Annotated in this window: 17 protein-coding genes and 1 riboswitch; of the genes, 6 read left to right on the plus strand and 11 right to left on the minus strand. The window is 62.1% G+C overall.

What is annotated here, in order from left to right; all coding sequences use genetic code 11:
- Positions 1-304: 304 nt before the first annotated feature.
- The 7 genes from NE547_RS10515 to NE547_RS10540 all read right to left on the minus strand — a co-directional run bounded on the left by NE547_RS10515 (position 305) and on the right by NE547_RS10540 (position 9,737).
- Positions 305-1,132, minus strand: coding sequence for a response regulator (locus tag NE547_RS10515; protein WP_186909070.1), 828 nt, complete (start codon positions 1,130-1,132; stop codon positions 305-307).
- 5 nt (positions 1,133-1,137) lie between these two features.
- A complete protein-coding gene (locus tag NE547_RS10520) occupies positions 1,138-2,997 on the minus strand; it encodes a sensor histidine kinase (protein ID WP_256175855.1) in 1,860 nt (619 codons plus the stop codon).
- Positions 2,998-3,149: 152 nt separating this feature from the next.
- Complete coding sequence (locus NE547_RS18635) at positions 3,150-3,434, minus strand: IS30 family transposase (RefSeq protein ID WP_370866843.1); 285 nt, start codon at positions 3,432-3,434, stop codon at positions 3,150-3,152.
- A gap of 526 nt (positions 3,435-3,960) precedes the next feature.
- On the minus strand, positions 3,961-5,340 hold the full coding sequence (locus tag NE547_RS10525; RefSeq protein ID WP_256175856.1) for a radical SAM protein: 1,380 nt from the start codon (positions 5,338-5,340) through the stop codon (positions 3,961-3,963).
- Positions 5,341-5,536: 196 nt separating this feature from the next.
- Positions 5,537-8,734 carry a M56 family metallopeptidase gene (locus tag NE547_RS10530; protein ID WP_256175857.1) on the minus strand — a complete coding sequence of 1,066 codons (3,198 nt, stop codon included), beginning with the start codon at positions 8,732-8,734 and terminating at the stop codon, positions 5,537-5,539.
- 2 nt (positions 8,735-8,736) lie between these two features.
- Entirely contained in the window at positions 8,737-9,111 is a 375-nt protein-coding gene (locus NE547_RS10535; protein ID WP_186907788.1) for a BlaI/MecI/CopY family transcriptional regulator, read from the minus strand.
- A 122-nt stretch (positions 9,112-9,233) separates the two neighbouring features.
- Positions 9,234-9,737 carry an SLOG family protein gene (locus tag NE547_RS10540; protein WP_186907789.1) on the minus strand — a complete coding sequence of 168 codons (504 nt, stop codon included), beginning with the start codon at positions 9,735-9,737 and terminating at the stop codon, positions 9,234-9,236.
- 145 nt (positions 9,738-9,882) lie between these two features.
- A riboswitch (FMN riboswitch) is annotated at positions 9,883-10,017 on the plus strand.
- 87 nt (positions 10,018-10,104) lie between these two features.
- On the opposite strand from NE547_RS10540, the gene NE547_RS10545 reads away from it, so the two are divergent.
- The 5 genes from NE547_RS10545 (at position 10,105) to dinB (ending at position 14,370) form a co-directional block, all read left to right on the plus strand.
- Positions 10,105-10,731 (plus strand): ECF transporter S component, encoded by a 627-nt coding sequence (locus NE547_RS10545; RefSeq protein ID WP_186907790.1) that lies wholly within the window; start codon positions 10,105-10,107, stop codon positions 10,729-10,731.
- Between the two features lie 19 nt (positions 10,732-10,750).
- Positions 10,751-11,374 carry an ECF transporter S component gene (locus NE547_RS10550; RefSeq protein WP_186907791.1) on the plus strand — a complete coding sequence of 208 codons (624 nt, stop codon included), beginning with the start codon at positions 10,751-10,753 and terminating at the stop codon, positions 11,372-11,374.
- Positions 11,375-11,602: 228 nt separating this feature from the next.
- Positions 11,603-11,917, plus strand: a complete 315-nt coding sequence (locus NE547_RS10555; protein WP_256175858.1) for a PadR family transcriptional regulator — start codon at positions 11,603-11,605, stop codon at positions 11,915-11,917.
- Positions 11,914-13,104, plus strand: coding sequence for a DUF2812 domain-containing protein (locus NE547_RS10560; protein ID WP_256175859.1), 1,191 nt, complete (start codon positions 11,914-11,916; stop codon positions 13,102-13,104). Before NE547_RS10555 ends, NE547_RS10560 begins: the two co-directional genes overlap by 4 nt.
- A gap of 27 nt (positions 13,105-13,131) precedes the next feature.
- On the plus strand, positions 13,132-14,370 hold the full coding sequence (dinB, locus tag NE547_RS10565; protein WP_256175860.1) for a DNA polymerase IV: 1,239 nt from the start codon (positions 13,132-13,134) through the stop codon (positions 14,368-14,370).
- Positions 14,371-14,680: 310 nt separating this feature from the next.
- Here the strand turns inward: dinB and lgt are convergent, their stop codons facing one another.
- The 3 genes from lgt to yfmF are packed head-to-tail and all read right to left on the minus strand — an operon-like array spanning position 14,681 to position 18,292.
- Positions 14,681-15,736, minus strand: coding sequence for a prolipoprotein diacylglyceryl transferase (gene lgt / locus NE547_RS10570; RefSeq protein WP_186907795.1), 1,056 nt, complete (start codon positions 15,734-15,736; stop codon positions 14,681-14,683).
- Complete coding sequence (gene yfmH / locus NE547_RS10575; RefSeq protein ID WP_256175861.1) at positions 15,733-17,010, minus strand: EF-P 5-aminopentanol modification-associated protein YfmH; 1,278 nt, start codon at positions 17,008-17,010, stop codon at positions 15,733-15,735. The genes lgt and yfmH overlap by 4 nt, the downstream gene beginning before the upstream one ends.
- A gap of 4 nt (positions 17,011-17,014) precedes the next feature.
- Positions 17,015-18,292 carry an EF-P 5-aminopentanol modification-associated protein YfmF gene (gene yfmF / locus NE547_RS10580; RefSeq protein ID WP_256175862.1) on the minus strand — a complete coding sequence of 426 codons (1,278 nt, stop codon included), beginning with the start codon at positions 18,290-18,292 and terminating at the stop codon, positions 17,015-17,017.
- Between the two features lie 161 nt (positions 18,293-18,453).
- Here yfmF and NE547_RS10585 point away from each other — a divergent pair, with 161 nt between their 5' ends.
- Positions 18,454-19,230, plus strand: a complete 777-nt coding sequence (locus NE547_RS10585) for a formate/nitrite transporter family protein (protein ID WP_186907798.1) — start codon at positions 18,454-18,456, stop codon at positions 19,228-19,230.
- Between the two features lie 34 nt (positions 19,231-19,264).
- Here the strand turns inward: NE547_RS10585 and NE547_RS18405 are convergent, their stop codons facing one another.
- A complete protein-coding gene (locus tag NE547_RS18405) occupies positions 19,265-26,335 on the minus strand; it encodes a GH36-type glycosyl hydrolase domain-containing protein (protein ID WP_305148503.1) in 7,071 nt (2,356 codons plus the stop codon).
- Positions 26,336-26,454: the final 119 nt, after the last annotated feature.

The following is a 26,454-nucleotide window of genomic DNA, read 5'->3' on the forward strand; positions in this document are numbered from 1 at the left end:
AATTTTCTCGGACATGGTTTACAGACTCCTTTCAGAATGGTGTGTCGCAACTTCATTCTACCAGAGTTCTGCAAACCATGTCTCTTTTTATCCTCTTTTATATTTGCGCAACTTATTTTACCTTATCCTCATACGTGAGCAATGTTTACTACCTCCTGCAGAGGCCCCTTTCTAGTCCAGCTTTTTGTCCGCACCCCCTTATCCATGAAAAACGTAGACACTCACACTTTTGTGAGTGTCTACGTTCATTTTACAGATGCAGCCTGTTAAGAAAGCATCCGCACTTAGATAAAATTTTGACAGCTTAGCAACAAGGCTTCTGATTCTTTGAATTCGGTTCAATAGTTCCACTTGCGGCAAATCGAGAACGAAATTCGGAAGGGGTCATTCCATAGTACTTCTTAAATACGGATATAAAATGTTTTGCAGAAAGATACCCTACATCAGTCGCTATATCGCTTATGTTCCCTACGGGGTGGGTGCGCAGAAGAAGAGCGGCACGCTCTATTCGTAGCCGTAAGACATACTTTGAATAGGATTCTCCTTGTTCCGATTCAAAAATGCTGCTTAAATAGGTTGGATTAACATCCATCAGATCAGCGACCTCGCTGAGTGAGATTTGCTCACAGTAATGCCGCTCAATATAGTTCCTCACTCGTTGAATCAGAATATTGGGATTCCCAGCAACTACATCTGATTTAACTGCGGCCTGGGACTGTAACGTAATGTTTTTTGTTAAGTCCCCATTCATATCGCTGTTGTTGCGTTTAGATGCCAGACGGTCAAGAATGCTATGTAATTCTCCATCTCGTAGGGGCTTCAAGAGGTAATCAGCCACGCCAATACGGATAGCAGTACGAGCAAAGTTAAATTCATCATATCCGGTCAAAAGGATAATATCTGTGTTTGGAATATTGCTGCTGATGTGGGTCGCTAATTCCAGGCCTCCCATACGAGGCATTTTTATGTCTGTGATTACCAAGTCAAAATGTTGTTCATTTAGTAAAGCCGTCGCCTCTATACCATCCCGAGCGCAAGCAGCCGCAACCCATTGGTTGTGAATGTTATTCAAGTTCATCATTAGATATTCACGCATCAAGGATTCATCTTCAACAATTAGCGCAGTTAACATTGATATCACTCCCTTGGAAGAAGCAGCGTCACTGTAGTACCCCCGTCAGCCTCTGATTGAACATGAATACCATAAGCAGATCCGAACCTATGGCGTATTCGAGCTTGAATATTAACCAGTCCAATACCGCTGAGATCGGCACCTGATCTTTGACCCTCATCCTTCAGCCGTTGCTGAAGTTGAGATAAAACCTGAGGATCTATACCAGCTCCATTATCATAGACAGATATGATAAGCATATTGCCCTCATACCACATATCAATTTGAATGAATGCATTTTGAGAAAGTAACCCGTAGCCATGCGTTATGGCATTTTCAACAATTGGTTGTATGGTAAGCGCAGGAAGAGGATAATTTAAGTCCACACCATCAGCACGTATATCATAAAGGAGCGCATCATGACGCAGTTGCTGCAAATGTAAGTAACTTTCGGTTATTTTTAATTCCGCTTCAAGAGATATTTCCTTCCCAGCATTGACAACACCGCGTAAAAGTGTGGCAAGTTGATCTATTCCTTGTATTACATCAGATATTCGCCCGCACTTTGCCAGTATGCTGATTGTGCCAAGGGTATTAAAGAGAAAGTGCGGCTGGATTTGCCGCTGTAATGCCTCCAACTGCGCCTCTTTTTGCAGGTACTTCGCCTCATAGATTTCCTTGGTCAGTTGTTTTTCTTGGAGCATCATTTCCTGAATCTTGGTTAGCATGCGGTTAAATGTACCATTCAAATATGCAATTTCTTCCGTACATTTCACATTGGCGCGAACGTTTAAATCACCAGCTTCTACCTTTTCCATCACGTTTATTGTATCATAAAGGGGGCTTAAGGATCTGCTGATAAAAAAAACAGAAATCAACACGCCAATTCCGGCCATCACAACAGCAAAAATCATATTAAAAAGCAGGGTCTCTTGGGCTTCTTTTGTGATTTCGGCTTTTGCGTTTATTGCTACAATCTGCCATCCAACAGGAGCGACAGAGTGTGAATTGATGATATAGTCTGTCCCGCTAAACTTCCGTACGCAAAAATCATTTTCTTGTATAGCCCCATGAATCTGCTCTATGTTAATATCGGGAGAAAGTTTTGAATTGATATATACTATATTTCCATTAGAATCAATGATCATGAGGGCCCCGTACTCGTTTACAGTGACACGATCGCATATTGCTTTTATGCTATTATAATTTGCATCAATACGAATTACGCCCAAGGATTTTTTGTTATCCTGGAGGCTATAGATCTGATTTGCGACAGAAACAACTATCCGGGAAGATGTCGTATTACCTGGATCAGGAGTTACGGGCAGAAAAACATACTCGCTGGTTGATAAAGCATCATGATACCACTGTTCGTTGTAGTAAGCACCTGTAATACCGCTCCGTCCAGTTCTTGCACTTGAGTAAATAGAGTCTGCAAGAATATAAACTCTCATAATATCTTTTCTCGGCGAAATCATGACTTGTTGCAAGTAGTTTTCGATTTCCCTCCTCTTTTCCAACGCCTCTTGTTCAGAGGAGGGTGTACAATCTAACCATGCCATAACAGTGCTATTATAATAAGGGGTCAAACACAATTGCCCAAGTCCATCAAGGCAATTTTCTACATTCATGGACACTTGTTCAACAAGTTCCTGAACATTTGCGGCGGATTGCTCTGTGTAGTTTGAAGCAAAGCGAAGGTAATTTATAATGGAAAGGGCAGTAGCAGACATAAATACAAGCAAAGAAACGGCTAGTAACAGTCTCCTTCGCATATTATTGGCTGCAAAAATCTTCTTAGGTTGCCTTCTCTTGTATTGCTGATTCACACCCTTATCTTTCTTTGAACTATTTGGGATACAAAGGGGCAGAGTTCTTACCTTCATGGTTATTTCCCCCTTGGAAAATAATTGTACAAAGATATCATATAATAACTGCACAGAAAAATCAAATAATGCTGATACACTGCCAAAAGTGTCTTATGGCGAATTGTCAGGTCAAGTGCAACAGGGCCCCCAAAGGCTTCAAAGGGGGAGCGTCAGGCAAGGCATTTTCGCGTACGGAGGTTTAGCAAGGTAATAAAGCTGTCGATCTGCTTGTCTGAAGCCGGGCCCATATCGGATCCCTTGGGCAGGCATTTTCTGATGAGGCCGCTGGTCTTCTCGTTCGCGCCGCACTGCCAGGGGGCGTGCGGGTCCGCAAAATAAAAGGGAACCGTTCCGGCTGCTGCGGAGAGCTCCCGGTACAGCGCGAATTCAGACCCGCGGTCCGGCGTAATGCTTTTTATCCGATCCGGCGGCAGAAGGATGAGCAGAAGGATCATCGCGTCACGGCAGTGTCAAGGAATGCCGGACGGACAGAGCTCGATTCTTGCAGGAAAGTCGCCCTGCCCGTCCTGAGAAGCGTCATTTTCAAGTCCGCAGCGTGCGAAAATGTGCCACTGGCACATTTTGGAGCTGTTGACAAAGTCTGTTTTCAAAAATACGGCCTTGCAAAAAGTTTATCAAATAGCATATATTTTACAGTAAATAACAACAAACAAGCAAGAAAAACCTATTTGCTTTTTCGATAAGGGACTTTGTCAACAGCCCCATTTTTAGCGTAGGCCGGGGCGGCTGTGCCGCCCCGGGGGAACTCAGTGTCCCCGGAACGGATGGATTCTGATTTTGTTCCGTCGTCTGCCTATGCCCGTAGGCGCGTTTCAGAGCGCAACCGCCCGCAGGGCGGCTATTGGCGCGGAGATGACGACGGAATTCTGCGTTGTCCTCCTGCGGAGGAATTTTTCGATAAGCTGAATGCGGGAAGCCCCCGGACCGTTGGTCCGGGGGCTTCCCGCTTGTTCTGTTCCATTACTCGCCGCAGCCGCTGCAGCCGCAGCCGCAGGAAGAGCAGGAGGGGTGAGACTCCTCCCAAAGCTTCTCCGCCACGGGAGTCCAATTCTCGGCATAGGGGATGGTCTTGTCGGTCAGATGCTCCACCGTCTCGGGAGACTGGGGGTCGGTGGAATGGGCGCCGGTCTCGTTGATGATCTTGCGGATCTTCTCAGGGTTCTCCAGCATGGGGCAGGGGCGCAGCATGTTGTCGTTGAAGGGCTGGCCGTCATGATAGGCCATAAACAGCGGGGACTGCAGGCACTCCAGCAGGGACTTCTCCCGAATGTTGGAGTCGGAATAGTGGATGAAGACACAGGGGTCCACATCGCCGTTGGCGTTGATATGCAGATAGCGCCGGCCGCCGGCGATGCATCCGCCCACGTATTCCGCGTCGTTCTGGAAGTCCATGGCAAAGATGCCCTTCCTGGAGCGCATCTCCCGGATCCGGCGGTAGACCTCGGTCCGCTGCTCGGGCTTGGGCATCAGCTCGGGAGCGGCGTCGTTGCCCACGGGCATGTAGTGGAAGAACCAGATAAAGTACGCGCCCAGATCAATGATCTTGTTGTAGAACTCCTCGCTGGTGATGTCCTTATAGTTGACGCTGGTATAGCAGGTGGAGATGCCGAAGGGCAGGCGATGGCTCTTCAGCAGGGCCATCGCGTTCGTGACCTTCTGATACACGCCCTCGCCGCGGCGGCTGTCGTTGGCCTCTTCGAAGCCCTCCAGGCTGATGGCGGGGACGAAGTTCTTCACCCGCAGCATATCCTGGCAGAACTCCTCGTCGATGAGGGTGGCGTTGGTGAAGGACAGGAACGCGGCGTCGCTGTGCTTCTCACACAGCGCGATGATGTCCTTCTTGCGCACCAGGGGCTCGCCGCCGGTGTAAATGTACAGATAGATGCCAAGCTCCTTGCCCTGGGTGATGATGGAGTCGATCTCGTCAAAGGTCAAATTGAGCTTATTGCCGTACTCCGCCGCCCAGCAGCCGGTGCAGTGCAGGTTGCAGGCAGAGGTGGGGTCCAGCAGGATGGCCCAGGGAATATTGCAGTTGTATTTCTTGCGCAGCTCCTCCTGCTTGGGCCAGCCCACCAGGTTGGCGTTGATAAAGAAGTTGGTGAAGATCGTCTTCAGCACGTCGGGATCGGTCTGGGTCCAGACCTTCTCGATAAGCTGATACCAGCAGGACTCGGGATCGCTGATGACCTTGTCGAACATCGCGCGCTGGGGCGCCAGGGTGTCTCCGGCAAACTTATTGACCAGATCCATCACCTTGTTCATGTTGTTCATGGGATCCTTGTCCAGATAATCGAACACCTTGGTCAGACCGTAACGCTTGATACTATCAGGAATCTTCATAACGTTTTCTTCCCCTTTCATGGCATAACAATACCATCCGTTCGTCGATACTATAACGCCGATTTCAGAAAAGGGAAATAGACAAAACGCGAATCCTGTCCAAACTCCAGACAGAAACGGCAGTTTGTTTAAAAGCAGTTCCGGTTCCGGCAAGCCCTTTTTCTATTTTGACCACTATACCACATAATATTCATAGTCATATTCCATCTTCACTCCGCAGCACGGCCTCCCCCTGCTGGTTCAGGCCCACAACGACGCCGTCCACCGTGTAAATTTGAAAGACCGCGCCCAGATAATCCGCCCGGCCGGACAGAAATTCGGCATAGGAAATCTGTGCGCCGCCGACAGACCCGTCCGCCCCGATCACGCCCACCGCCGCGTCCGGAGCGACGCTCATCCGGGTGTCGTCCTGTTCCGGGTCTGTGAATTCAAACCAGCTCTTCTGCTCCACCAGATTCAGCGTCACCCCGCCCTCGTCCGCGCCGGCAAGAACTCCGTAGCCCGCCAGGCGGGGCCAGGTCACGCCGTCCTGCTTTGCAAAGCTGTCCAGCAGCGCCGGAATACCCTCTTCCAGCGCCCGGTAGCGCTCCTGATCCCGCTCCGGGTCAAACTGCACGTCGGTAGCGGGATAGGCATACAGGGTGATCCCGTCCTGTTCCGCCAGGAAGTACATGGGCACGGGCGCAGTATCCTCATCATAGTCTGCGCTCTCCATCCAGGCGAGCGTGAGCAGCACGCCGCCCCATTTGCCCGCGTCCTTCATCCGGAAGACGGGCAGGCCCAGGAACTCCTGCACCTCTACCCGGTCCGCCCACTCCGGCGGCTGATCCAGCGTAAAGCCGTAGAGCGCGCTTGTGTAGCGCAGCTTGATTCCGGAAGAGGCCGCCGGCTCCGCATCGCGGGAGAAGATCAGCGCGCTGCCCGGCAGATTCTCCAGCGCGTCATAGAGCAACTCAAACCACGCCTTGTCCTCGGCGCTGCCCTCCATGAGATTACGGGGCATGGTCTGATAGAAGGAGAGGTAGACGTGGCAGCCATCCCGGCCTCCAAGGTAGTGTACGCGGGCGGGGTATTCCTCCAGCGGCGCCTCCTCCACCAAAAGTCCGGCGACGGTACCCTGATCCATGCCCAGCGCCGCGCTGTAAAAAAGGACCGCCCCCGTGTCGGGGTCCTCCCCCACCGCGCCATAGACTCCCCAGCATTCCGGCAGCCGGATCGAAAAGCCGCAGCCGCTGTTGGTATAGACTGCGTTCTGTGCGCCAGCTAGGGCAAACGCGTCGGCGGTGATGGCTTCCGCCTCATCGTGCAGGCGCACATAGTCCGGGTCCAGGCCGGAGCGCTCCTCCGGCAGCGGGTCCACATGGAGATAGACCAGCCGGCCGCCCGCCTCCCCCAGCACTGTGATCCGGGGGCCGCCGGTTTCATACATCCCGTCCAGATCCTTGTCACCGTACAGTTCGTCAAATCCCGCCCGGGTGACCACGCACAGATTTGCCAGCACGCCCGCGGTCGGGTCGTCTGCCCGGCGGGCGGAGCTCTGGTAAATCGTCATCAGGTCGGCCCCGTCGTCCTCCGCCACCTCCACCCTGCCCGCCCAGCCGTCCGGAAAGCGGACGGTAAAGCCGTAGGTGCTGTTGGTGTAGACTGCGCCCCGCCGCACGGCGGCGCCGGTGTAGGTAAACGCATCGGCCGTCAGGGCGCGGGCCTGTGCGTCCATAGCTTCATACTCGGACTTGACGGACTCATGATTCAGGTCCACATTCCCATCGGAAGCAAAGCTAAGGAAAAAGATCCTTCCGCCGCCCTCCCCCAGAATGAGCATCTGCCCGGGCCAGCCGTTCATGATCTCCTCATCACTCATCCCCGGATAGCGGGCGCGGAATTCCTGCGCATCGTCGATCAGCAGGGAAAAGAATTCGCCGGAATGGAAGCCATGATGCCGCTGGCAGAACGTAAGCATGCCTTCAGACTCCGTCACGGTATAGTTCCCCGCCCAGTCCTCGGGAAGCTGAAGCGTAAAGCCGTAGGTGTCGTTCACGTAGAGGCTGGAGGCCCCCCGGACAATACTCAGGAGATCGACACGGCCCTCCCGTACGCCGTTCCGTGCTTCCGGGTCGGGCAGATAGGCTTCCAGGGTCAGCTCGGTGATGTCCGCCCACTGTTCGGGCGCGATGTCCAGGGTATAGCGCTTCCCCGCCTGCCATGGCTCGCCTTCGAAATAATGCAGGCTCAGGCCGCCCAGCTGTTCCGTCTCCGCCCGGCCCGCGATATGGATGTTCCACTGCTCCGCCTTGGCGTAACCCTTTGGAATGGTAAAGCTCATCGTTCCGTTTTCAAAGGCGATGCTGTCCTCCAATGCCTGCACGGCTTCAAACGCGTTCAGCGGCGCCGCGCTCTCGCAGGCCACCAGCGAGCCCGCCGGCAGGGCGAGCGCCAGGACGACGCACACCGCTGCCGCGCTGTTTTTCTTTTTCTGGAACAAGTTGGCCAGCCGCCCCTTGAGCAGTTTCTTGCCACCGCCGAAATAGGTGGACAGGGCCGGAGCCCGGCACCCGGCGGCGGTATGGAGCAATATCTCGCCATAGCGGCGGCGGAAGCCGGCGTCTTTGGCGCGTACCACCTCATCGTCGCAGCACAGCTCCAAATTGCGGGACGCCTCCCGCACCATCCACCACACCAGGGGATTGAACCAGTGCACGGCGTTGGTCAGCAGCAGCAGGGCCTTATACGCCACGTCCCGCCGGCGCAGATGCACCAGCTCGTGCCGCAGTACCACGTCCAGCTGCTCCGGCTCCATCTCCCGGCCGGGCAGCAGGATCACCGGCCGCACCAGGCCCAGCATCATGGGGGTGGGCAGCCCGGTCGCCCGGCGCAGAGCCGCCCGGCCCGTTACGCCCAGCTCCGCCCGCAGGGACTCCAGCAGGGACTCCGCCGCTCCGCCGGCCTCCAGCGACCGGCGGAGCAGGCTGCGGCGGGCAACCGCATAGGAGACGGCCTGCCAGAGCAGGAACCCCGCCGTGCCCGCCGCCCAGACCCAGGCGCCGAGCGCTGTCAGGGAGACCTGCCGGACCGTGCTCCTCTCCTGCGGGACGGGCTCCGGAGCCGCCGGGTTACCGGCGCTCCCGCCCGCCCCGGGTCCCGTCATATGGGTGTCCGCCGTCACGGCGGAGGCGGGCAGGCTCACCGGATACACGGGCGTCTCCACCGTCACGGCGGGCTGGGGCAGCGGGAACTGGAAGGGCAAAAGCAGCCGCAGGGCCAGCAGCAGCCAGAGGAAGTAGCAGGTTTTGGCCGCGTAACGGTGATGGATACGGCCAGAGAGCAGCAGCAGGGGCAGCAATACGGCCGAACCGGTCAGGGACAGGACGGCCACCCGCAGAAACAGAGCCTCCATGCTCATTCCTCCTTCAAATGATCCAGATAGTCCTTCAGCTCCTCCACATCTCCGGGCGATAAGGCCCCGCCGTCATAAAGCGCGGCGGCAAAGCGCTTGAGGGAGCCGGCGTACAGCTTGGACAGCACACTCATGCCCTCCCGCCGCTCATACTCCCTCCGGGAGACCAGCGGGCGGTAAGAATTGACCTTTCCCGTCTTTTCACAGGCCAGAAAGCCCTTCTCCTCCAGCCGCTTGAGGTAGCTGTGCAGAGCGCTGGCGGTGAGGGGGCGCTCCAGCCCCTCCAGAATGGCAGGGGCGCTCACCCCTCCCCCGGCGTTCCACACCACCAGCATAATGTCCAGTTCCGACTCCGGCAGACGGCGGTTCTCCTTCATCCCAGGCACGCTCCTTTTGCATTTGCAGAAGTTATAGTTCTATTCTACAATTGCAGAAGTTCCTTGTCAAGTCCTGTTTCCGCTTTTGCAAAAACAGGGCGGGCGCACCGCGCGCGCCCGCCCTAGCCCCCGATCTCCAGCGTAACGATCTCCAGCCCCTGCTTCATGGCATAAGACAGGGTATACATGGTGCCGCCCAGCATGCCGTCGTAGACGGCGATGAGCAGCGCGGAGTGATCCACCATGTACCGGTTGCGGCGGAGCATGCAGCCCCGGTCATACTGCCGCTGGACCATGGTTTCTCCGTCGCAGCGCTCCACCAGGGAGAAATACCGCTGCCGGTCCCGCTCCCCCCAGCGGGCGGCCTGCTCCTCGCAGGGGATCACCGCCTCCACGCTTACGCCGCCGCGCCGCGCCCGCAGGGCCAGGGCGGCCTCGCAGAAATAAAAATCCGCCCCCTGGGCCATACCGCACAGAAAATGGCGCATCCCCTTGTGATAGGCCGCCTCCAGCGCCTTGTCCAGCCGCTCTTTCAGCGCGATACAGCGCGGGTCCGCCTCGTTGTTCCGCCAGGGCAGCTTTTCCGGGCGGTGCCCGGTAAAACAGCAGGTACGCGCTCTGTCCATTCCCTGCTCCTCCATCCGCTTTTGTTGGTTTCATTTTATTATATCCCGGCCGCGAAGTCAACATTTTATCGAACATTTGTTTTTTCTCTTTTGGGGGTTGCATTTTGGCCAGAAGGCGTTATAATAAAAGCGGAACAACTGAATCGAATGTCTTCAGGGCAGGGTGAAAATCCCGATCGGCGGTACAGTCCGCGAGCCGGAAACGGCAGACCCGGTGTGACTCCGGGACCGACAGTGACGCGCATACGCAGGCGCGAAGTCTGGATGAAAGAAGATGTGTTGAAATTACGCACCTCCTAGTTTCGATTTTAACACCTGAAGGTCAGGAAGCTTTCAGGAGTTACCATCGAAAAAAGGAGTGTTTTTTATGTCCGATCCCAACACCACGACCGCCGGCAGCATCCGCACCGGCCGGCGCACCCGCGTGCGCGCCCTCACTGTCACCGCCATGCTCTCCGCCATCGCTTTCGTACTGATGTTCCTGGACTTCGCGGTGCCCTTTATGCCGTCCTTCGTTAAGATGGATGTGTCCGAGCTGCCCGCCCTTCTGGCCGCCTTTGCTCTTGGGCCGGTCTACGGCGTGGTGGTCTGTCTGGTCAAGAACCTGCTTCATCTGCTCATCACCACCACCGGCGGCGCCGGAGAACTGTGCAATTTCCTGCTGGGCGCCTGCTTTATCCTCCCGGCCGGCCTGGTCTATCAAAAGCTGAAATCCCGAAAGGGCGCCCTGCTGGGGGCCATCGTAGGGGCCGTCGTCATGGGGCTTTTGTCCATTCCTCTGAATTACTACATCACTTACCCCATCTACACCAACTTCATGCCCATCGACGCCATTCTGGAGCTGTACCGGGCCATCCGGCCCTCCGCCAACGGCCTGCTGGAGTGTCTGGTCACCTTCAACGCCCCCTTCACCCTGCTCAAGGGCCTTTTGGATGTGGCCCTCTGCCTGCTGATCTATAAGCCCCTCTCTCCCCTGCTGCACGGGAAAGTCTGATCCGAAGGAGGCCGCATTTATGAAGGAGCGCTCTGCACGCATCAAAAAGCTGGCCGTCATGGCCATGCTGGTGGCCCTGTCCATCGTTCTGGTCTGGCTGATCCACTTCCCCATTTTTGCCGTGGTCCCGTTCCTGGAGTATGATCCCGCCGATATCCCCATCCTCATCGGTACCTTTGCCTACGGCCCTCTGGCCGGTATCGCCCTTACCGTAGTGGCCAGCCTGATCCAGGGCTTCACCGTCAGCGCTCAGAGCGGCGTGATGGGGATCGCCATGCATATCTTTGCCACCTCCACGCTGGTGCTGGCGGCCGGGTGCATCTATAAATTCCGTCACACGCGCCGGGGCGCGGTGCTGGCCCTGGCGTGCGGCACCTTGGCCATGACCGGCGCCATGCTGGTGTTCAACCACTTCCTCACCCCCTTGTTCATCACCCCGGACCTCGCGGACTCCGCCGCCGTAGCCGCCAACCGCGCCTATGTGGACACCCTGCTCTTCCCCGCCATCGCCCCCTTCAACCTCATCAAGGCGGGCGCCAACTCCATCGTGACCTTCCTGGTGTACAAGGTGGTCTCCCGCTACATCATCCACGGCGAGGCCCAGATCTGGGCCGGCAAGAAGCATCTGAGCAGCGAAACCTGAATCAGAGGCATTCCGGCCGTCAGCGGCCCCCGCCGCTTTTTGGAACGCTGCCCTTCCGCTTGATTGACACGCTTGAGCGCCCCCGGCCGCCGGTCGGGGGCGCTTTGTCGGTTTCCGGCTCTGCTCCGGCGCCGGAGCAGAGCCGGCCGGAAGTTCCCCTTGACAAGACCGCGTCCCGCCATTACAATATCGTTAAGCGATATCGTATTTCGATATTGGAGGGGCCTCATGGGGAAAAAAGCGCTGGAAAACCTGACGGAGAGTATGTTCTACGCGCTCATGTCCTTTCTGCGCCAGGCGCGGTGCGGCACAGAGATCGCGGAATGGGTGCGCCTGCGCACCCGGGACCGGGTGCGCCTGGGCCCGGGGACCCTATACACCATTCTGGCAAAATTCGAGGAGGAGGGCTTTCTCCAGGAAACCGCGGTGGAGGGCCGCAAACGCACCTATCAGCTGACGGAGGCAGGCCGGCGGCGCTATGAGGAGGAGTTGGCGCGGCTGCGCGCCTGCATCGCAGACGCAGAAGAGGAGGGCGCTCTATGAAGGACACGGTACGCAGACTGCCGCTGATCGACTATGCCGATCTGGATCGGTTTGAAGACTGGCTGGAGGACATGGCCCTGCGGGGGCTGTTCTACGACCATGCCGGGCCGGTATGCATCACCTTCCGCCGCGGTGCGCCCGCCCCGGTCCGCTACCGGATGGAACCGGCCGGAAGCTTCCATACCGCGGAGAGCCAGATCTATCTGCGCCAGCAGGGCTGGGCCTGTCTGGGCCGGGCGGAGAAGTGGTTCGTCCTTTATGCCGCCGCCGACCCGGACGCGCCGGAGCTGCACACCGACCCGGTGGTACGCAGCTATGGCCTGGATCAGGCCGCCCGCTCCATGCTCCGGTACTGCGCCATGCTGCTGGCCGTTACCCTGCTTTTTCTGGCCGCGGTAGTCCTGCCGTACTGCTTTTTTGATTGGCCCGTACTCAGCTTGATCGAAAGCCCCCTGGCCGGGAATCTGCTGCCCGTGGTCATGGAGCTTCTCTCCCTGAGCCTCACCGTCCGGGCCTTTGCCGGATTCTTCCGCTTCAAGCGGCGGCTTCGGCAGGGCGCCGCCCTCCGCCGTAAGGGAAGCTGGCGGCGGGGGGCGCGGATCACGGCCGTCACGCTGCTCTGCTCCCTGGTGCTGCTGGCGCTGTCCTTTGCCAGCCTGTGGGCCTACGCCGCGCTGCGCTGGGAGGGCGGGATCGCCGGACAGGAGCGGCCCTTTCCCCTGCTTTCGCTTCCGGCCCTGGAGGGAAACGACGCCCTGGAGCCGGTCGTTATCGCGCTCCAGGATGGGACAGACTACAATAACTACATCCGTTTCTCCTGGTCTTTGCTGGCTCCGGAACAATATGAGGTATACCAGCGCATGTCGGAGCCCGACGGGTCGCACGCCTGTGGACTGGATCTGCGCTGGTACCGCCTCTCCTTCCCCTGCCTGACCGCTCCCCTGCTGGACGAGCTGGTCTGCCGCTATACGCAGCACAACTATTTTCCGGAGGAATATCGCGTCACCCAGCTGGAACTGCCCGGCTTTGACCGGGCGGTACTGGCCGTGGACAACGATTTCCCCGGCCAGCGTCTCTTCCTGGCCCGGGATGGCAGGGTGGTCTATCTGAACTACGACGGGGAGCGGGATCTGCTTGCTCAGCTTGAGGAAATAGAACAATTGTTTGACTTTTCGCTCGATCCATAGTAGGATAGTGGTATCGGGGGTGATAGCGTGGAACGTACCATTTTACACTGCGATCTGAACAGCTTTTACGCCTCGGTGGAGCTGCTGGAGCATCCGGAGCTGCGGGCGGCCCCGGTCGCGGTATGCGGGGACCCGGAATCCCGCCACGGGATCATTCTGGCCAAGAACGAACGCGCCAAGGCGTTCGGCGTGAAGACCGCCGAGACCATCTGGCAGGCCCGCAGGAAATGCCCGGACCTGGCGCTGCTGCGCGCCCATCATTGGAAGTACCGGGACTATTCCAAACAGGTCAACGCCATCTATGAGCGCTATACCGATCTGGTGGAGCCCTTCTCCATCGACGAGAGCTGGCTGGACGTGACCGGCTCTCTGCATCTGTTCGGCGGGGACGGCCGGGCCCTGGCCGACGAGATCCGGCGTGCGGTTCGGGAGGAGCTGGAGCTGACCGTATCGGTGGGGGTGTCGTTCAACAAGGTCTTTGCCAAAATGGGCAGCGATTACAAAAAGCCGGACGCCACCACCGTCGTCACGCGGGAAAATTTCAGGGACCTGCTGTGGCCTCTGCCGGTGAGCGATCTGCTCTTTGTGGGTCAGTCCGCCCGGCGGACGCTGGAAGGGTACGGCGTGCGTACCATCGGGGATCTGGCCCGGTTCGACCGGGAGGCCCTTGGGGACCTTCTGGGCAAGCAGGGATATACCCTTCACGATTACGCCACCGGCGCCGAGCGCGCCCCGGTGATCCCCGCGCGGGACCTGCCGGGGCCCAAGTCCGTGGGCAACGGGCTCACCTTTTCCCGTAATCTGGTGGGCTGGGCGCAGCTGCACTCCGGTGTGGCGGAGCTCTCCGATGAGGTGGCCGCCCGGCTGCGGAGCTGCGGCCTGAAATGCACCACCGTACAGATCGTCATCCGGGATCCCAATTTCAAGGACATCTGCCGGCAGAAGCGGCTGGAGGCCCCGACCTACGTATCCCGGGATATCGCACAGGCGTGTATGGAACTGATGCATGCGGCCTGGAGCCCCAGGGCGCCTGTCCGCGCCCTGACGGTCACGGCCCAGAACCTGGTGGAGGAGGGGCTGGCCGCCGAGCAGCTCAATCTGTTCGCCGCCGGGGCCGCGCCCCGCCGGGACAAGCTGGAGCGTCTGGAGCGGGCCATGGACGGTATCCGCGGAAAGTTCGGCCGGAGCGCCATTTCCCTGGCCTCCAACGTAAAGCCAACGGAACCGGTACAGCAGGAGGACCGGCGCCTTCCGCCGGTGGACTGACCGGCAGGGGGACTCTTGGGGGGATTGTGCGGGGGCCCGGCGTTCCAAATGGAACGCCGGGCCCCCGCAGCTTGTCCCCCAAACCTCCCGCAGGAGCGCCCCGCAGCGCTCTCCCGCAAGGGGTGTGCCGCGTCCGTAAAGCGGCACAGCCGCGAACGGCCGCGCAACGATCGCCATCGCCGCGCAAGGGCCGCCCCGGCCTACGCGAAACAGGCGCCGCCTCCGGAAGGGAGTCTTCCCACGAAATGTTTGCCGATCCTTTCGCACGAAATCGAGGTAAAAAGTTCGCCCGTCTCCCAGCCCCCTTGGCTCACTTTTTCAGAATCTGATCCAGGTCCTCCCGCGCTTCCAGGGCAGCCAGCAGCTCGCCGGTCTCCTCCGCCGCTCCGGCGGGCAGCGCGTAGGTCTCCACATAGGCGCCCTCCCGCTCCAGGCGCTTTTTCTGCCGCTCCAGCCACTTGCGCGCGTCGGGGCCCTCAGGATAGACCAGGGCCACCCGCCGGGCGTTTTTCCGCACCTGGTTGACCCACAGCGCCTCCGGATCGTGAGGCCGCCTGAGCAGGTTGACGGCCAGCAGCACGATGGCCACGGCGGCGGTGGCGAACCCGAATACCTGGGACACCCGAACGGTCGTGTTGAAAAAGTACAGGCTGTCGGTACGCAGGCCTTCGATGCATCCGCGGCCCACACCGTACCAGGCAAAATAGCTCAAAAACATCTGACCGTCGAACTTGCGCCATTTTTGGGCGATCACCGCCAGCAGGATCAGTCCCAGCAGGTTCCACAGGGACTCGTAGAGAAAGGTTGGGTGGACCTCGGCATACTGCAAAGCGCCGCCCACGTACTCATAGATCCCCATACGCCACGGCAAATCGGTAGGCCCGCCGTAAGCCTCAATGTTCACGAAATTGCCCCAGCGGCCCACCAGCTGGCCGATGAGCAGGCCGAACACGCCCAGATCCGCAAAGGCTAAAAACTTGATCTTTCGCACCTTACAGAAGACCAGAAGGGTGAGTACCGCGGCGATCACGCCGCCGTAGATGGCAAGGCCGCCATCCCAGATGCGCACCATCGCCCCGAAGTCCAGGGAGCCGTCCTCCCGCCGGAAAAGATCCAGGTAGAAGATGATGTAGTACAGCCGCGCCCCGATGATGGCCAGGGGCACGGCAAAAAAGAGCATGTCGATGATATCGTCCTGCCGGATGCCGAACTGGCCGGCCTTCCGACTGCAATAGAACACGGCCAGCAGGAAGCCTGCGGCAATGATGATCCCGTACCAGTACACCGGCCAGCTGCCCACGTGGAAGGCCACACGGTTGAGCTGGAATTCCAGTCCCAGTCCCGGGAAGGAGACGGTTCCCATCATGCCTGCCCTCCCGGCCGGACCACGGCCAGCGCCCAGCGCTCCGGTTCCGCCAGGCGGCGCAGGCATTCTTCCACGTGCTCCCGCCCGATGTCCGCGTAGAGCTCGGGAAAACGCAGATACTCAAACCCCGCAAAATGCGCCTGGGCCTGCTCGATGCAGATCGTTTCAAAGGAGTTGAGCGCCCGTACCCGCGCGCCGTAGCCGGAGCGTTTCAGCCGCTGGAAGAAGGCTTCCTCCAGACCGCGCTCCGCCAGGCGCCGCGCCTCGGCCAGCACCGCGCCGCGCACCGCCTCCGGCTCCCGGCTCTCCCCCCCTGCGGCCAGAAGCGCGCAGCCCGGATACTGCTTGAACCCGTAGCCGAAGTTCTTGTTGATGAGCCCCTTCCGGTACAGGTCGGCATACAGGGGACTGGAGGTGCCCAGCAGCGCCTCGCAGGCCAGCTCGCTCACCAGCTGACGGCGCAGGCGCTCCTCGCCCGCAGGGGCGGTATCGGCCTTGCAGCCCAGCTGGAAAATCGGCGTGGAGACCGCCATGCGCAGCTGTTTGCCGGGGGCGGCGGCTTTGCCGCGCTCCTCTGTGCCGTAGTCCCGCTCGATCCGTCCGCCGCTCTCCCGGGGCAGGATCTCCCGGGCAGTCTCGATCACCCGCTTGGCGTCCACGTTCCCGGCCACGGTGAGCACCATATTGGAGGGCGTATAAAAGGCCTTGTGGCAGGCGTAGAGGGTATCCGCCGTGATATGGGAGATGGACTCCCGGGTCCCGGCGATGGGCACCCGGATGGGGTGATGGTCAAACAGGCACTCCATCAGGGCGTAGAAGACCTGATTGTCCGGGTCGTCCTCCACCATACGGATCTCCTGGCCGATGATCCCCTGCTCCTTGTCCACGCTCTCCCGGGTAAACCAGGGGATGGAGACAAAGGAGAGCAGGATCTTCAGATTTTCATAGAACTTCTCCGTGCTCTCGAAGTAGTAGCCGGTCATGGCGCTGCTGGTAAAGGCGTTGGGGGACGCCCCATTGGCGGCCAGATCCTGAAGGGCGTTGCCGTCCTCGGTATCGAACATCTTGTGCTCCAAAAAGTGGGCTACTCCGGCGGGCGTGTCCTGCCATACGCCGTCCAGGCGGAACTTCATGTCCATGCCGCCGTAATTGGCGGCAAAAAAGGCGTAGCTTTTCTGGAACTCCGGCTTTTGGTCCACATAGATGTGCAGTCCGTTCTCCAGCCGGGCATGCAGCATCGTTTCCCCGATGCGGGGGTATTCCTTGCTTACCATGGGCTCACTCCTTGCCTTTCAGGAAATAGACGGTATCCAGCTTCAGCTTTTGGGCGGCGGAGACCACCTGCTCCCGGGTGACCTGCTCCACGCGCCGGGCCAACTCCTCCGGGGCTTCGGTCAGACCCGCCGCGGACTGGCCCAGCCAGTAATCCTCCAGCCGCCCCTGCGCATCCAGCGTGGTGGTCAGACTGCTCACCACCGAACGGCGGGCCCACTCCAGCTCTTCCTCCCCAAACGCTCCCGTCCTGCACTGGTCCAGCTGGGCCAGGATCTCCGTCTTGGCCTGCTCCACCCGGTCGAACTCCACGCCGGAGGAGACCAGCATCACGTCCTTGTACTTCATCAGGCCGGAGCTGGCGTAGTAGCACAGCGAGAGACGCTCCCGCACGTTCAGGAAGAGTTTGGAGGTCGTGGTGCCGCCATAGATGGCGTTGACCAGGGTGAGGGCGGGATAATCGGCGTCCCAGGCGTCGATGCCGGTACGCAGGCCCAGGGACAGCTTGCCCTGGGTCACGTCCATAGCCTCCTCCACCAGGCGGGGCACGTCCGGGGCCTGCCGCCGCGCCGGGCGGCCGGGGGCAGTGCGCGCCGCGCCCTGGGGCAGCTCCGCCAGGATCGCGGACAGAGCCTGGCGCACCCGCTCCGGCGCGGCCGAGCCGCAATAATACAGCTCCACCGGAGCAAGGCGCAGCATCTCCTGATAGCGCGTCCACAGCGCCGCGCAGTCAATGGCGGCGGCGGTGGCCTCGCTGCCCAGTTTGTCTACCCCGAAGCGCTCCCCGGCGCACATCTCCTCGACCACCCGCAGCTGGGCATACTGCCGCTTGTCGTTGATCTGGGCCCGGATACGGTCGATCAGGTTGGTCTTCTCCTGGCTGGTATAGTCGGGGCAGAAGGCCCCGGCGCTGGTATAGGGGTGAAACACCACCTCGCCCAGCAGGGCCGCGGCCCGTTCCAGAAGGGGCGCGCCGTCCAGCGTGTAGGCGTCGTCCAGGAAACTCCCCAGAAAGCCCACGCACTGGGTCTCTCCCTTCTTGCGCACCATGGGTTCCAGCGAACCGCCATACAGCTCGTCCAGGGCGGCGGAGAGAGCCTCCAGATCCGGATGCTCCCGGGTGCCCCGCCGCAGCACCATGGGGACCAGGGCGTTGAGAGAGGCGGTCTCCTCCTGCAGCGGCAGCAAAAACTGCAGTCCCAGCACGCTGGACTTAAACTTTTTTGTATGCACCGCCGTCAAATGGACGCCGGGCAGAAGTTCGCTTCGGGTGACTTCGATCACGCTCTGTCATTCCTTTCCGTGGAAAATTGCAGTATGGGTATTATACAACGTTTTGACCGATTTGACACCCCTTCGCGGAAAAAAGATTGGCTGTGCGCGCAGTTGCCGTTCCCGCCGCTTTCCGCTACAATAGAGACACGAATGATAAGGAGGCCGATCGCATGACACGTTCCGCTGTGGAAGCCATGGCCCTGGCCGGGGCCGACAAGGTCCGCCTGTCCCGGGAGCAGCCCCTGCGCTATCTGACCCGCGCCGCCGTGGCGGGGGCCTTCATCTTTGTGGGGGCCCTGCTGTCCAGCCTGTGCGCCGCCTGGTTCTACGACGCCAGCCTGCCCCTGGCCAAGCTGCTGGCCGCCCTGACCTTTTCCGCCGCTTTGATCCTGATCGTGCTGCTGGGCGGCGAGCTTTTTACCGGCTGCAATCTGGTCATGGGGGTCTCCCTTTACGAGGGCTCGGCCACCCCCGGTACCGCTCTGCGGGTCTGGATCATGGCCTATGTGGGCAACTTGATCGGCATCCTGGCGCTCTGTCTGCTGCTGGCAGGCTCCGGGGCCAGCAGCGATCTGCTTTCGGCCTACCTGTCCCTCTGCGTCCCCGCCAAGCTCGCCGCTCCCTGGTATATGCTGCTGCTCCGGGGCGTGCTGTGCAATTTTCTGGTGTGCGTGGGGGTATTTGCCGGCTTCCGGCTTCAGAGCGAGTGCGGCAAGGTGATCGCCATCACCCTTGCCATCACGACCTTCGTGCTCGCCGGACTGGAGCACTCCATCGCCAACATGGCCTATTTTGTCCTGTACGCCCTTCTGGTGCCTGGCGGCGCTTCCTTCGCCCTGCTTTGGAACCTTTTGTGGGTAACGCTGGGCAATCTTCTGGGGGGCGCGGTGCTGCTGGGCCTGCCTCTGTGGTACGCGGCGGACGCGCCGCAGCAGCGCGCGCCCTGACCGCGCGGCCTGTGTGGACACGGCGCGGCTGCGGTCAGAGCGTGACCTCCAGGCGCCGCTCCCCCTCCAATTTCTCCAGATCGATCCCCTCCGGGACGCTTTTCCCGTCCAGGAGGGTCTTTTTTTCGCTTCCCCGGCGCACGGTGATCTGGAGAACGGCCCGCTGCGTCCGCCAAGTGGCCGTAAAGCCCGGCCAGTCCGGCGGGAGCTGCGGTTCCAGGAAGAGCCGGCCCGCCCGCAGACGGAAGCCCAGCATCTCTTCCATGGCCGTCCGATAGAACCACCCCGCCGCGCCGGTGTACCAGCTCCAGCCGCCCCGGCCCAGATGGTCGGGGGCGGCGTAGACGTCGGCGCAGAGCACATAGGGCTCGCAGCGGTAGACGCTGCCGTCGTGGTGCTCCGGCAGCAGCGCGGCCAGGATGTCCCGTCCCTCCCCCGCCCGCCCAGTCCGAAGACAGGCCAGCGCCAGCCACACCGCCGCATGGGTATATTGTCCGCCGTTCTCCCGCACACCGGGAACATACCCCCGGATATACCCCGGGTCCGCCCCCCCGCCGTCGAACGGCGGATCAAACAGCTTCACCACGCCCGCCCCGCGGTCAAATAGCCGCTCCAGCGCGGATGTGAGCGCCGCAGCGGTCTTTTCCCGATCCGCCGTGGGCGCCAGCGCGGCCCAGCTCTGGGCAATGGAGTCCAGCTGGCACACCTCGTCCCCGCGGCTTCCCAGGGGTCTTCCGTCGTCGTAATACCCCCGCAGGAACCACGCCCCGTCCCAGGCCCGGTCGGCCGCGGCGGCAAAGCGCCCGGCCCAGTCCCGGCAGCGCTCCTCCCGCTGCGCGTCTCCCATCCGGCCGCAGACGGGAGCGAAGCGTGAGAGCACGTGGGCGGCAAACCAGGCCAGCCAAACGCTCTCGCCCCGTCCCTGCTCCCCCACCCGGTCCATGCCGTCGTTCCAGTCGCCCGTGCCCATGCGGGGCAGGCCGTGCTCCCCCGCGCCCCGGCGGAGCACCTGCTCCACGGCCCGGCAGGCGTGGTCGTAGACGCCGCCCGTTTCCCGGGAACGCTCCGGCTGCTCATAGCGCTCCCGCTCCTCCGGACGCAGGGGCGGGGACTCCAGGTAGGGGACCGGTTCCTCCAAAATGCCCCAGTCCCCCCGCTGCTCCAGGTACTCGCACAGCACATACGGCAGCCACAAGAGGTCGTCGCTGATACGGGTGCGCACGCCTTTGTCCCCCGTGCCGCCGGTCTCGTGCCACCAGTGCATCACATCTCCCTCCCGGTACTGATGGGCGCAGGCGCGCAGCAGCTGCTCTCTGGCATACGCGCCGCCGGTGAGCAGTGTGGCGCATACGTCCTGGAGCTGGTCCCGGAACCCGTAGGCCCCGCCGTTCTGATAGCGGGAGGTCCGGCCCAGCAGGCGGCAGGCGATCACCTGGTACAGGCACCAGCCGTTCAGGTAACGGTCCAGCGCCGGGTCGGGCGTGCGCACTTTCAGCGCGGAGACCGTGCGGTTCCAGTGCATCACCGTGCGTCCCAGCCACTTCTGGGCCTGACCGGGGTCCTCCTCCCGCTCCTCCAGATCCGCGCCGGTGGAGAGCGCCAGCACGCCCTCCAGCGTGTAACGTGTCTCTTCTTTGCCGTTTAACCGGTGCCCCAGCTGGCAGGGCGCCCCCTCCAGCTCCAGCAGCAGCACCCGGACCGGCCGGTCCGCCGGGACGAAGGCGGTCGTCCTCACCCGGCGCTCTCCCCAGGTCTTCTCCCAGCGGGCGAAGCCGGGAGCGTAGGTCACGGTACAGGGCAGCCCGTCCCCGTCGGCAAACAGGGAGCGCTCCTCCCCCTCCGCCCGCAGGACGAACCGTTCCGTCCCTCCCACGGCGAGCGGATCGTTGTTCCAGGGCGTGAGCGGGCACTCCCGGGCGTTGCCCCGCCATAGGTGTCCGCAGCCGGTCTCGTCCACCATCCAGCCGAAATCGCCGTTGGTGAGCATCTGGCTCCACCCCACCGGCGGCAGCCGGTTTCCACAGTGGAACTGAAAGCTGCCGTCCGCTCCGGCCTCCCACAGGGGCAGACCCTTTTCAAGGGCAAAGGATCGTTCCGGTTCCGCATCGGGCGGCACATAGGGCGGCCATGCCGCGCCCAAGCGCACCGCGGCCGCCTCCAGCACCGGCGGCGCGGCGGCCAGCAGATGGACGCCTCCCTTGGCGCCCGCCATATGGTCCCATCCGATGGCCCGCAGCCCTTCCGCCAGCCTGCTATGGGCGGGACGCCGGTAATCTCCCCCCTCGTCCAGCAGGATCGCCAGATCAAAGGCGTAACCGCTGCGGGAGAGGAGCTTGTGCACCCCCAGCCAGGGCAGGGCCGTCTCCGCCTCCTCCGCGCCGGCCAGAGTCAGGGCCGCGATGGGAAGATCGCCCGAAATGCCGTAGGGCCACAAAAGGCTCTGTTCTGCCGGGCTCCGGGCCCCAGGATAGACCAGGGCGGCCAACAGCTCAAACGCCTGTAACGTAGTTTCACCTGTCAGCTTGCAGGCAGTCATGAGCCGTTCCAGCTGTACGTTCCCCAAGCGCGCCCGCGGGCTCTGCAGACGGCGTGCGGCCTCTACCGCCTCCTCTCCGCTCTGCCCGGCCGCCAGGGTCAGCCGCAGGCGAAAGGTCCCGCCCGGCTCCAGCGTCACAGGGACGCGCAGCAGCAGGCAGGGATCCAGCACCGCTCCGGCGGAGCTGTGGGCCGGTCCCTGCAAGGCCTGCTCCAGCGCCCGCAGCCCGCCCCGGCCCAGGGCCTGCTCCCGGCTGGTGTCGAAAAAGGCGTCCGGGGCGTCCCACAGGACCGCCAGCGCCGCTCTCCCCTCCCCGCTGCGCCGTGGACGGCGGGTAAAGACGACTCCGTCTCCGGTATGGGCGCTCTCCAAAAAGAGCTTGGAGAACGCCGGGTGGGCCGCATAATCCGCCTGCTTTGCCAGTACCGGCTCCAGATAGCACACCACCTCTCCGCTCAGGCGGCCTTTTCCCTTCCAGCGGAGCACCAGCTCCCGCCGCTCTCCGTTCTCCCGCTCCGGTACCTGCAGGCTGTGGGTGAAGGAGATACCTCCCGCCGCTCCGGTCCAGCCGGCCCCGCCGTCGAACCGGCAGCGCTCCGGCGTCAGGGCGGTCAGCCCGCCCGGAGCGCTGAACCAAACGGACACGCCCCCGTCCCGGAGCAGGGCGGTCTCCCCCATCCGGGTCCAGCTGCGCCCCAGACTATCGCACAAGACCACATAGGCCCCGTTGGACACCAGATGACAGGCCGGACGCGCCTGCGCCGCCGCCGGGTATTCCCGCACCAGTCCGGCCTGCGGCGGACGCCCCGGCTGCTCCGGCGCCCGGAACTCCCTCTGGCGGAGCACGGCGGCTCCCACGGGCACCTTTTCCTGCAGCAGTTCCCGGTAAGCCCCCATGGCCCGGTCCCGCAAAAAGCGCTTTTGCATCACATTTTCGTTCAAGGCATTGTCGATGGCCACCAGGCTCATGCCCAGATGGTGGGCCATAAAGGTCTGCACCGGCTCGAAGGGGGCCTTGCCGGTACGCCGGGCAGGGGTGAAGTCCAGCGCCTCGTACATGCCGTATTTCCCCTCCGCCCCCAGCGCGCGCAGGCGGCGCAGGTTGTCCGCCGCCCGGCGCGGCGAGAGCAGCAGCGCCAGGAAGGAGGCGTACGGAGCCACCACCAGTTCCTCATCCAGTCCCCGCTTCAGGCCCAGCCGCTGGACCCCATGGGCCTTGTATTGGTAGCTCAAGCCGGGGTCGAAGGCATAAAAGCAGGATTCGGAGATCCCCCACGGCGTCCCCGTGCGCCGCCCCCGCTTGCGCTGCTCATAGAGGCAAAAGGCCAGCGACTCGTAGACCAGGCTGTTGGGTTCCACCGGCAGGAGCAGGTTGGGCATAAAATACTCGAACATGGTGCCCGTCCAGGAGACCATGCCCTTATAATCGTCATCCCCCGTCAGCATCCGGCTCAGCCGCCGCCAGTGGCGCGGACTCACCTCTCCCCGGGCCACTGCCAGGTAGCTGGTCTGCCTGGCCTCGCTGGCCATCAGGTCATACCAGCCCTGGGTGTAGGCCTGCTTTTCGCAGTCGTAGCCGATATAGAACAGCCGCCGCTGTCCGTCGTAAAGCCGGGAGAAGTCCATGCCGTCGGACAGCGCCTCCGCCCGCCGGGCCAACGCATCCTCCCCCCATTCGTACAGTCCTTCCCGCAGGGCGATCAGGCAGGCGCACAGGTTGCCCGCGTCCACGGTGGATACATAGCGGGGCGTGAGGGGCGCGGCGGAAGCCGTGTCATACCAGTTGTAGAGATGTCCGTTCCACTTGGGCAGCGTCTCCAGCGTATCCAGCAGATGCCCGATGAGGGAGAGCGCCTTCTTCCGGGAGCACAGATCCAGGTCCGCCGCCGCCAGGCAGCACAGCAGGGCCATGCCGGCGTTGGTGGGCGAGGTACGCCGGGCGGGCCCCAGGTCGGGTCCCTCCTGCACGTTGTCGGGCGGCAGCCAGTGATCCTCGGGGCGAAGCCAGTCTGCAAAATACTGCCAGATCAGCGCCCCCTGGTGGAGCAGGAAGGGCCGGTCGGTCTGGGGCGCGGCCCGTTGGGCCGGTATGGGGCGGCTCATGGCCCAGGCGGCGCAGGGAGCGAGCGCCCACAAAAGCCCCGCCGCCGCGCCCGCCGGGATGCGGGCGAACAGGATGGCCAGACCGCCCGCCGCCACGGCGCTCCACCCCTTGCGGTAATTGGCCCACAGGCCGTCCCCCGCGCGCCGTTCCGCGTCCGCCGCCGTTACCCAGGCCAGCAGCCCCCGGTGCGTGACCAGCTGCCGCCATAGGGCGGTTGCGATGGCGCTGGCGCAGGTCCAGGCGTGGAGGGGAAGAAACAAAAGCTGCAGCAGCGTCTGGAGGATCACGCCGCCAAAGCCCGCCACGATCGAGGCATGGTAGCGCTCCCGCAGGCCCCGGCCCCCCCGCCAGAAGAGCTCCGCTCCCGACAGGAGAAGATTGGACGCGGCCGCAGCCGCGGCTACCCCCGCCGCCAGGTTAAAGTCCAGGCGGCCCACGCACATGCCCAGCAGCAGGGAAAGCAGGGTGCTCACCGGGGAAAGGGAACGGCGCAGATTGTCAAAAATCTTCCACCGGGCCATGCGGGTGATGGGGTTGGGTTCCAGTCCTCCCGCCTGATTGCGCACCCGGCGGCCCAGCCAGGGCAGCAGCTGCCAGTCTCCCCGCACCCAACGGTGGAGGCGGGCATAATAAGAGGTCACCTTATAGGGATAGCTGTCGGTGAGTTCCACATCCCCGATCAGTCCCGCGCGGAGATAGGAGCCCTCCAGCAGATCGTGGGAGAGGACCCGGTTTTCCGGGAAACGGCCTTCCAGGCAGGTAAAAAAGGCATCCACATCGAATATGCCCTTTCCGGTATAGGTGCCCTGGTCGAACAGGTCGTGGTACACGTCGCTGGCGGTGGAGCCATAGGGGTCCACCCCTCCCTGTCCGGCAAAAATGCGGGCAAACTGGCTCTTGTTGGCCGCCCCCAGCTCCACCCCCACCCTGGGCTGGAGCACCCCGTAACCGGAGACCACCACACGGCGGCGGCGGTCCACTACCGCCCGGTTCAGCGGGTGGAGCATGGCTCCGGTCAGCTCCCGGGCCGAGCCCACGTTGAGGGCGGTATCCGAATCCAGGGTAAGCACGAAGCGGGTGCCGTTCAGCGCGCCGCGTTCTCCGGAGAGCACCTGCAGCCCGGTCCTGCGCCCCTTCAGCAGGCGGCACAGCTCCAGCAGGGCCCCCCGCTTGCGTTCCCAGCCCTGGTAGCGCTCGTCGGTCTTCTGGAACACGGGTTCCCGGAAAAAGAGGTAAAACCCTCCGCCATAGGTCTCGTTGAGCGCATCGATGGCCCGGCGGGCCGCGTCCACCCATTGTCCGGCCCGGCTTCCCATGGGGGCGTCCTGGTCGGGCAGGTCGGCCAGCAGGCCGAACCGCAGCTGCGCCCCTCCGTCCCGGTTGGCCAGCCGGTAGCGCTCCAGCAGGGCGGCGTACTCCGGCCCGGAGTTCTCCCCGCTCAGAAGCCCCGCGATCACGCAGAGGGTACGCCCCTCCCGCGGCACGCCCTGCTCCAGGGCCATGCGGAACACCGGACGGGGCCGCACCAGGCGCACCGCCAAAAAGTCCAGCACATTTTTCACCAGATCGGACACGGGCAGCAGGAGCAGCAGCGCCACCCAGCCGCTGTGCAGCAGAAAGCCCAGCAGCAGCGACAGGCACAGGCTACACAGTACCACCGCAGCCACATACCAGCCCCCCTGCGCCGCCGGACGCTCCTCCCCCAAGGGACGGCGGAACAGCCAATACCCCACGTGGCGCTCCAGTCCCGCCCCCGCCCGGCACAGCTCCAGCAGCCGGCGGGCGGTCTCCGCCTCGGAGCGGCCCGTTTTTCGGGCCAGGGCGCACAAACGGTCCCGGTAGCGGGCGCGGGTGGCGTCGTCCATGGCGGCATAGGCGCCCGCAGGGTCCTGCCGCAGGGCCTGTTCGGCCTGGCTGTGCCGTTCCAGCACCGGGGCCAGATCGGCGCCGCCCAGCGTGCGCAGCGTGGTGAACAGGCGCTCCAGCTCTCCCGCCAGGGCCTCGTCCCGCCCCGGCAGACTCCGGCACAGCCGTGCCAGGCGGAGGATCAGCGCCCCTTTGAGCGCCGGAATGAAATGGGCCAGCTCCAATTCAGACAGCGGAGCGCCCCGCTGCACGCCGCCCAGAAAGGCGTCCAGTTCGGCGGTCCCCACCGTCCCGGTCTCCGCCAGCGTGCGGGCCAGCACGCCGATGAAGAGCTCCGCCCCGTCCCGGCGCAGGCGCCGGGGACACCGGGAAAGGGCCCGGCATGCGTCCTTCCCCTCCCGCTGGGCCAGGTAGGCGTTATCCAGCAGCCATTCCGCCGCAGGGCGCGCCTCCTGCCCCCGCTCCTCCGCCAAACGGCGCCGGGCGGCCTCGATCTCCTTCAGCGCCCGGCGCATCTGCCGGGCCAGCGTCCGCCCGCCGCTGCGCTCCGCCGGCTTTCGCGCCGCCGCCGTTTCCCGTCCCAGCCGTTCCAGTTCCATAAGCTTCCTCCCCGTCTGTGCACATCTGCCAGAGAGGATTCCCCGGCAGCGGGAAAACTATGTGCGCTTCCGCCTGCTTCCAAAGCGCGATTTTCCCTTGACAAAAGGCAGGAAATGTA

This window comes from Flavonifractor sp. DFI.6.63, assembly GCF_024462255.1.
Lineage (GTDB): Bacteria > Bacillota > Clostridia > Oscillospirales > Oscillospiraceae > Lawsonibacter_A > Lawsonibacter_A hominis.

Bases quoted from the DNA above. Each gene is read 5' to 3' on its own strand.
- NE547_RS10555 (WP_256175858.1), top strand. From the start codon at position 11,603: ATGGGGAAAAAAGCGCTGGAAAACCTGACGGAGAGTATGTTCTACGCG.
- NE547_RS10520 (WP_256175855.1), bottom strand. From the start codon at position 2,997: ATGAAGGTAAGAACTCTGCCCCTTTGTATCCCAAATAGTTCAAAGAAA.
- lgt (WP_186907795.1), bottom strand. From the start codon at position 15,736: ATGATGGGAACCGTCTCCTTCCCGGGACTGGGACTGGAATTCCAGCTC.
- NE547_RS10525 (WP_256175856.1), bottom strand. From the start codon at position 5,340: ATGAAGATTCCTGATAGTATCAAGCGTTACGGTCTGACCAAGGTGTTC.
- NE547_RS10585 (WP_186907798.1), top strand. From the start codon at position 18,454: ATGACACGTTCCGCTGTGGAAGCCATGGCCCTGGCCGGGGCCGACAAG.
- NE547_RS10530 (WP_256175857.1), bottom strand. From the start codon at position 8,734: ATGGAGGCTCTGTTTCTGCGGGTGGCCGTCCTGTCCCTGACCGGTTCG.
- NE547_RS10535 (WP_186907788.1), bottom strand. From the start codon at position 9,111: ATGAAGGAGAACCGCCGTCTGCCGGAGTCGGAACTGGACATTATGCTG.
- NE547_RS10515 (WP_186909070.1), bottom strand. From the start codon at position 1,132: ATGTTAACTGCGCTAATTGTTGAAGATGAATCCTTGATGCGTGAATAT.
- NE547_RS18405 (WP_305148503.1), bottom strand. From the start codon at position 26,335: ATGGAACTGGAACGGCTGGGACGGGAAACGGCGGCGGCGCGAAAGCCG.
- NE547_RS10550 (WP_186907791.1), top strand. From the start codon at position 10,751: ATGAAGGAGCGCTCTGCACGCATCAAAAAGCTGGCCGTCATGGCCATG.
- NE547_RS10540 (WP_186907789.1), bottom strand. From the start codon at position 9,737: ATGGACAGAGCGCGTACCTGCTGTTTTACCGGGCACCGCCCGGAAAAG.
- NE547_RS18635 (WP_370866843.1), bottom strand. From the start codon at position 3,434: ATGATCCTTCTGCTCATCCTTCTGCCGCCGGATCGGATAAAAAGCATT.
- NE547_RS10545 (WP_186907790.1), top strand. From the start codon at position 10,105: ATGTCCGATCCCAACACCACGACCGCCGGCAGCATCCGCACCGGCCGG.
- NE547_RS10560 (WP_256175859.1), top strand. From the start codon at position 11,914: ATGAAGGACACGGTACGCAGACTGCCGCTGATCGACTATGCCGATCTG.
- yfmH (WP_256175861.1), bottom strand. From the start codon at position 17,010: ATGGTAAGCAAGGAATACCCCCGCATCGGGGAAACGATGCTGCATGCC.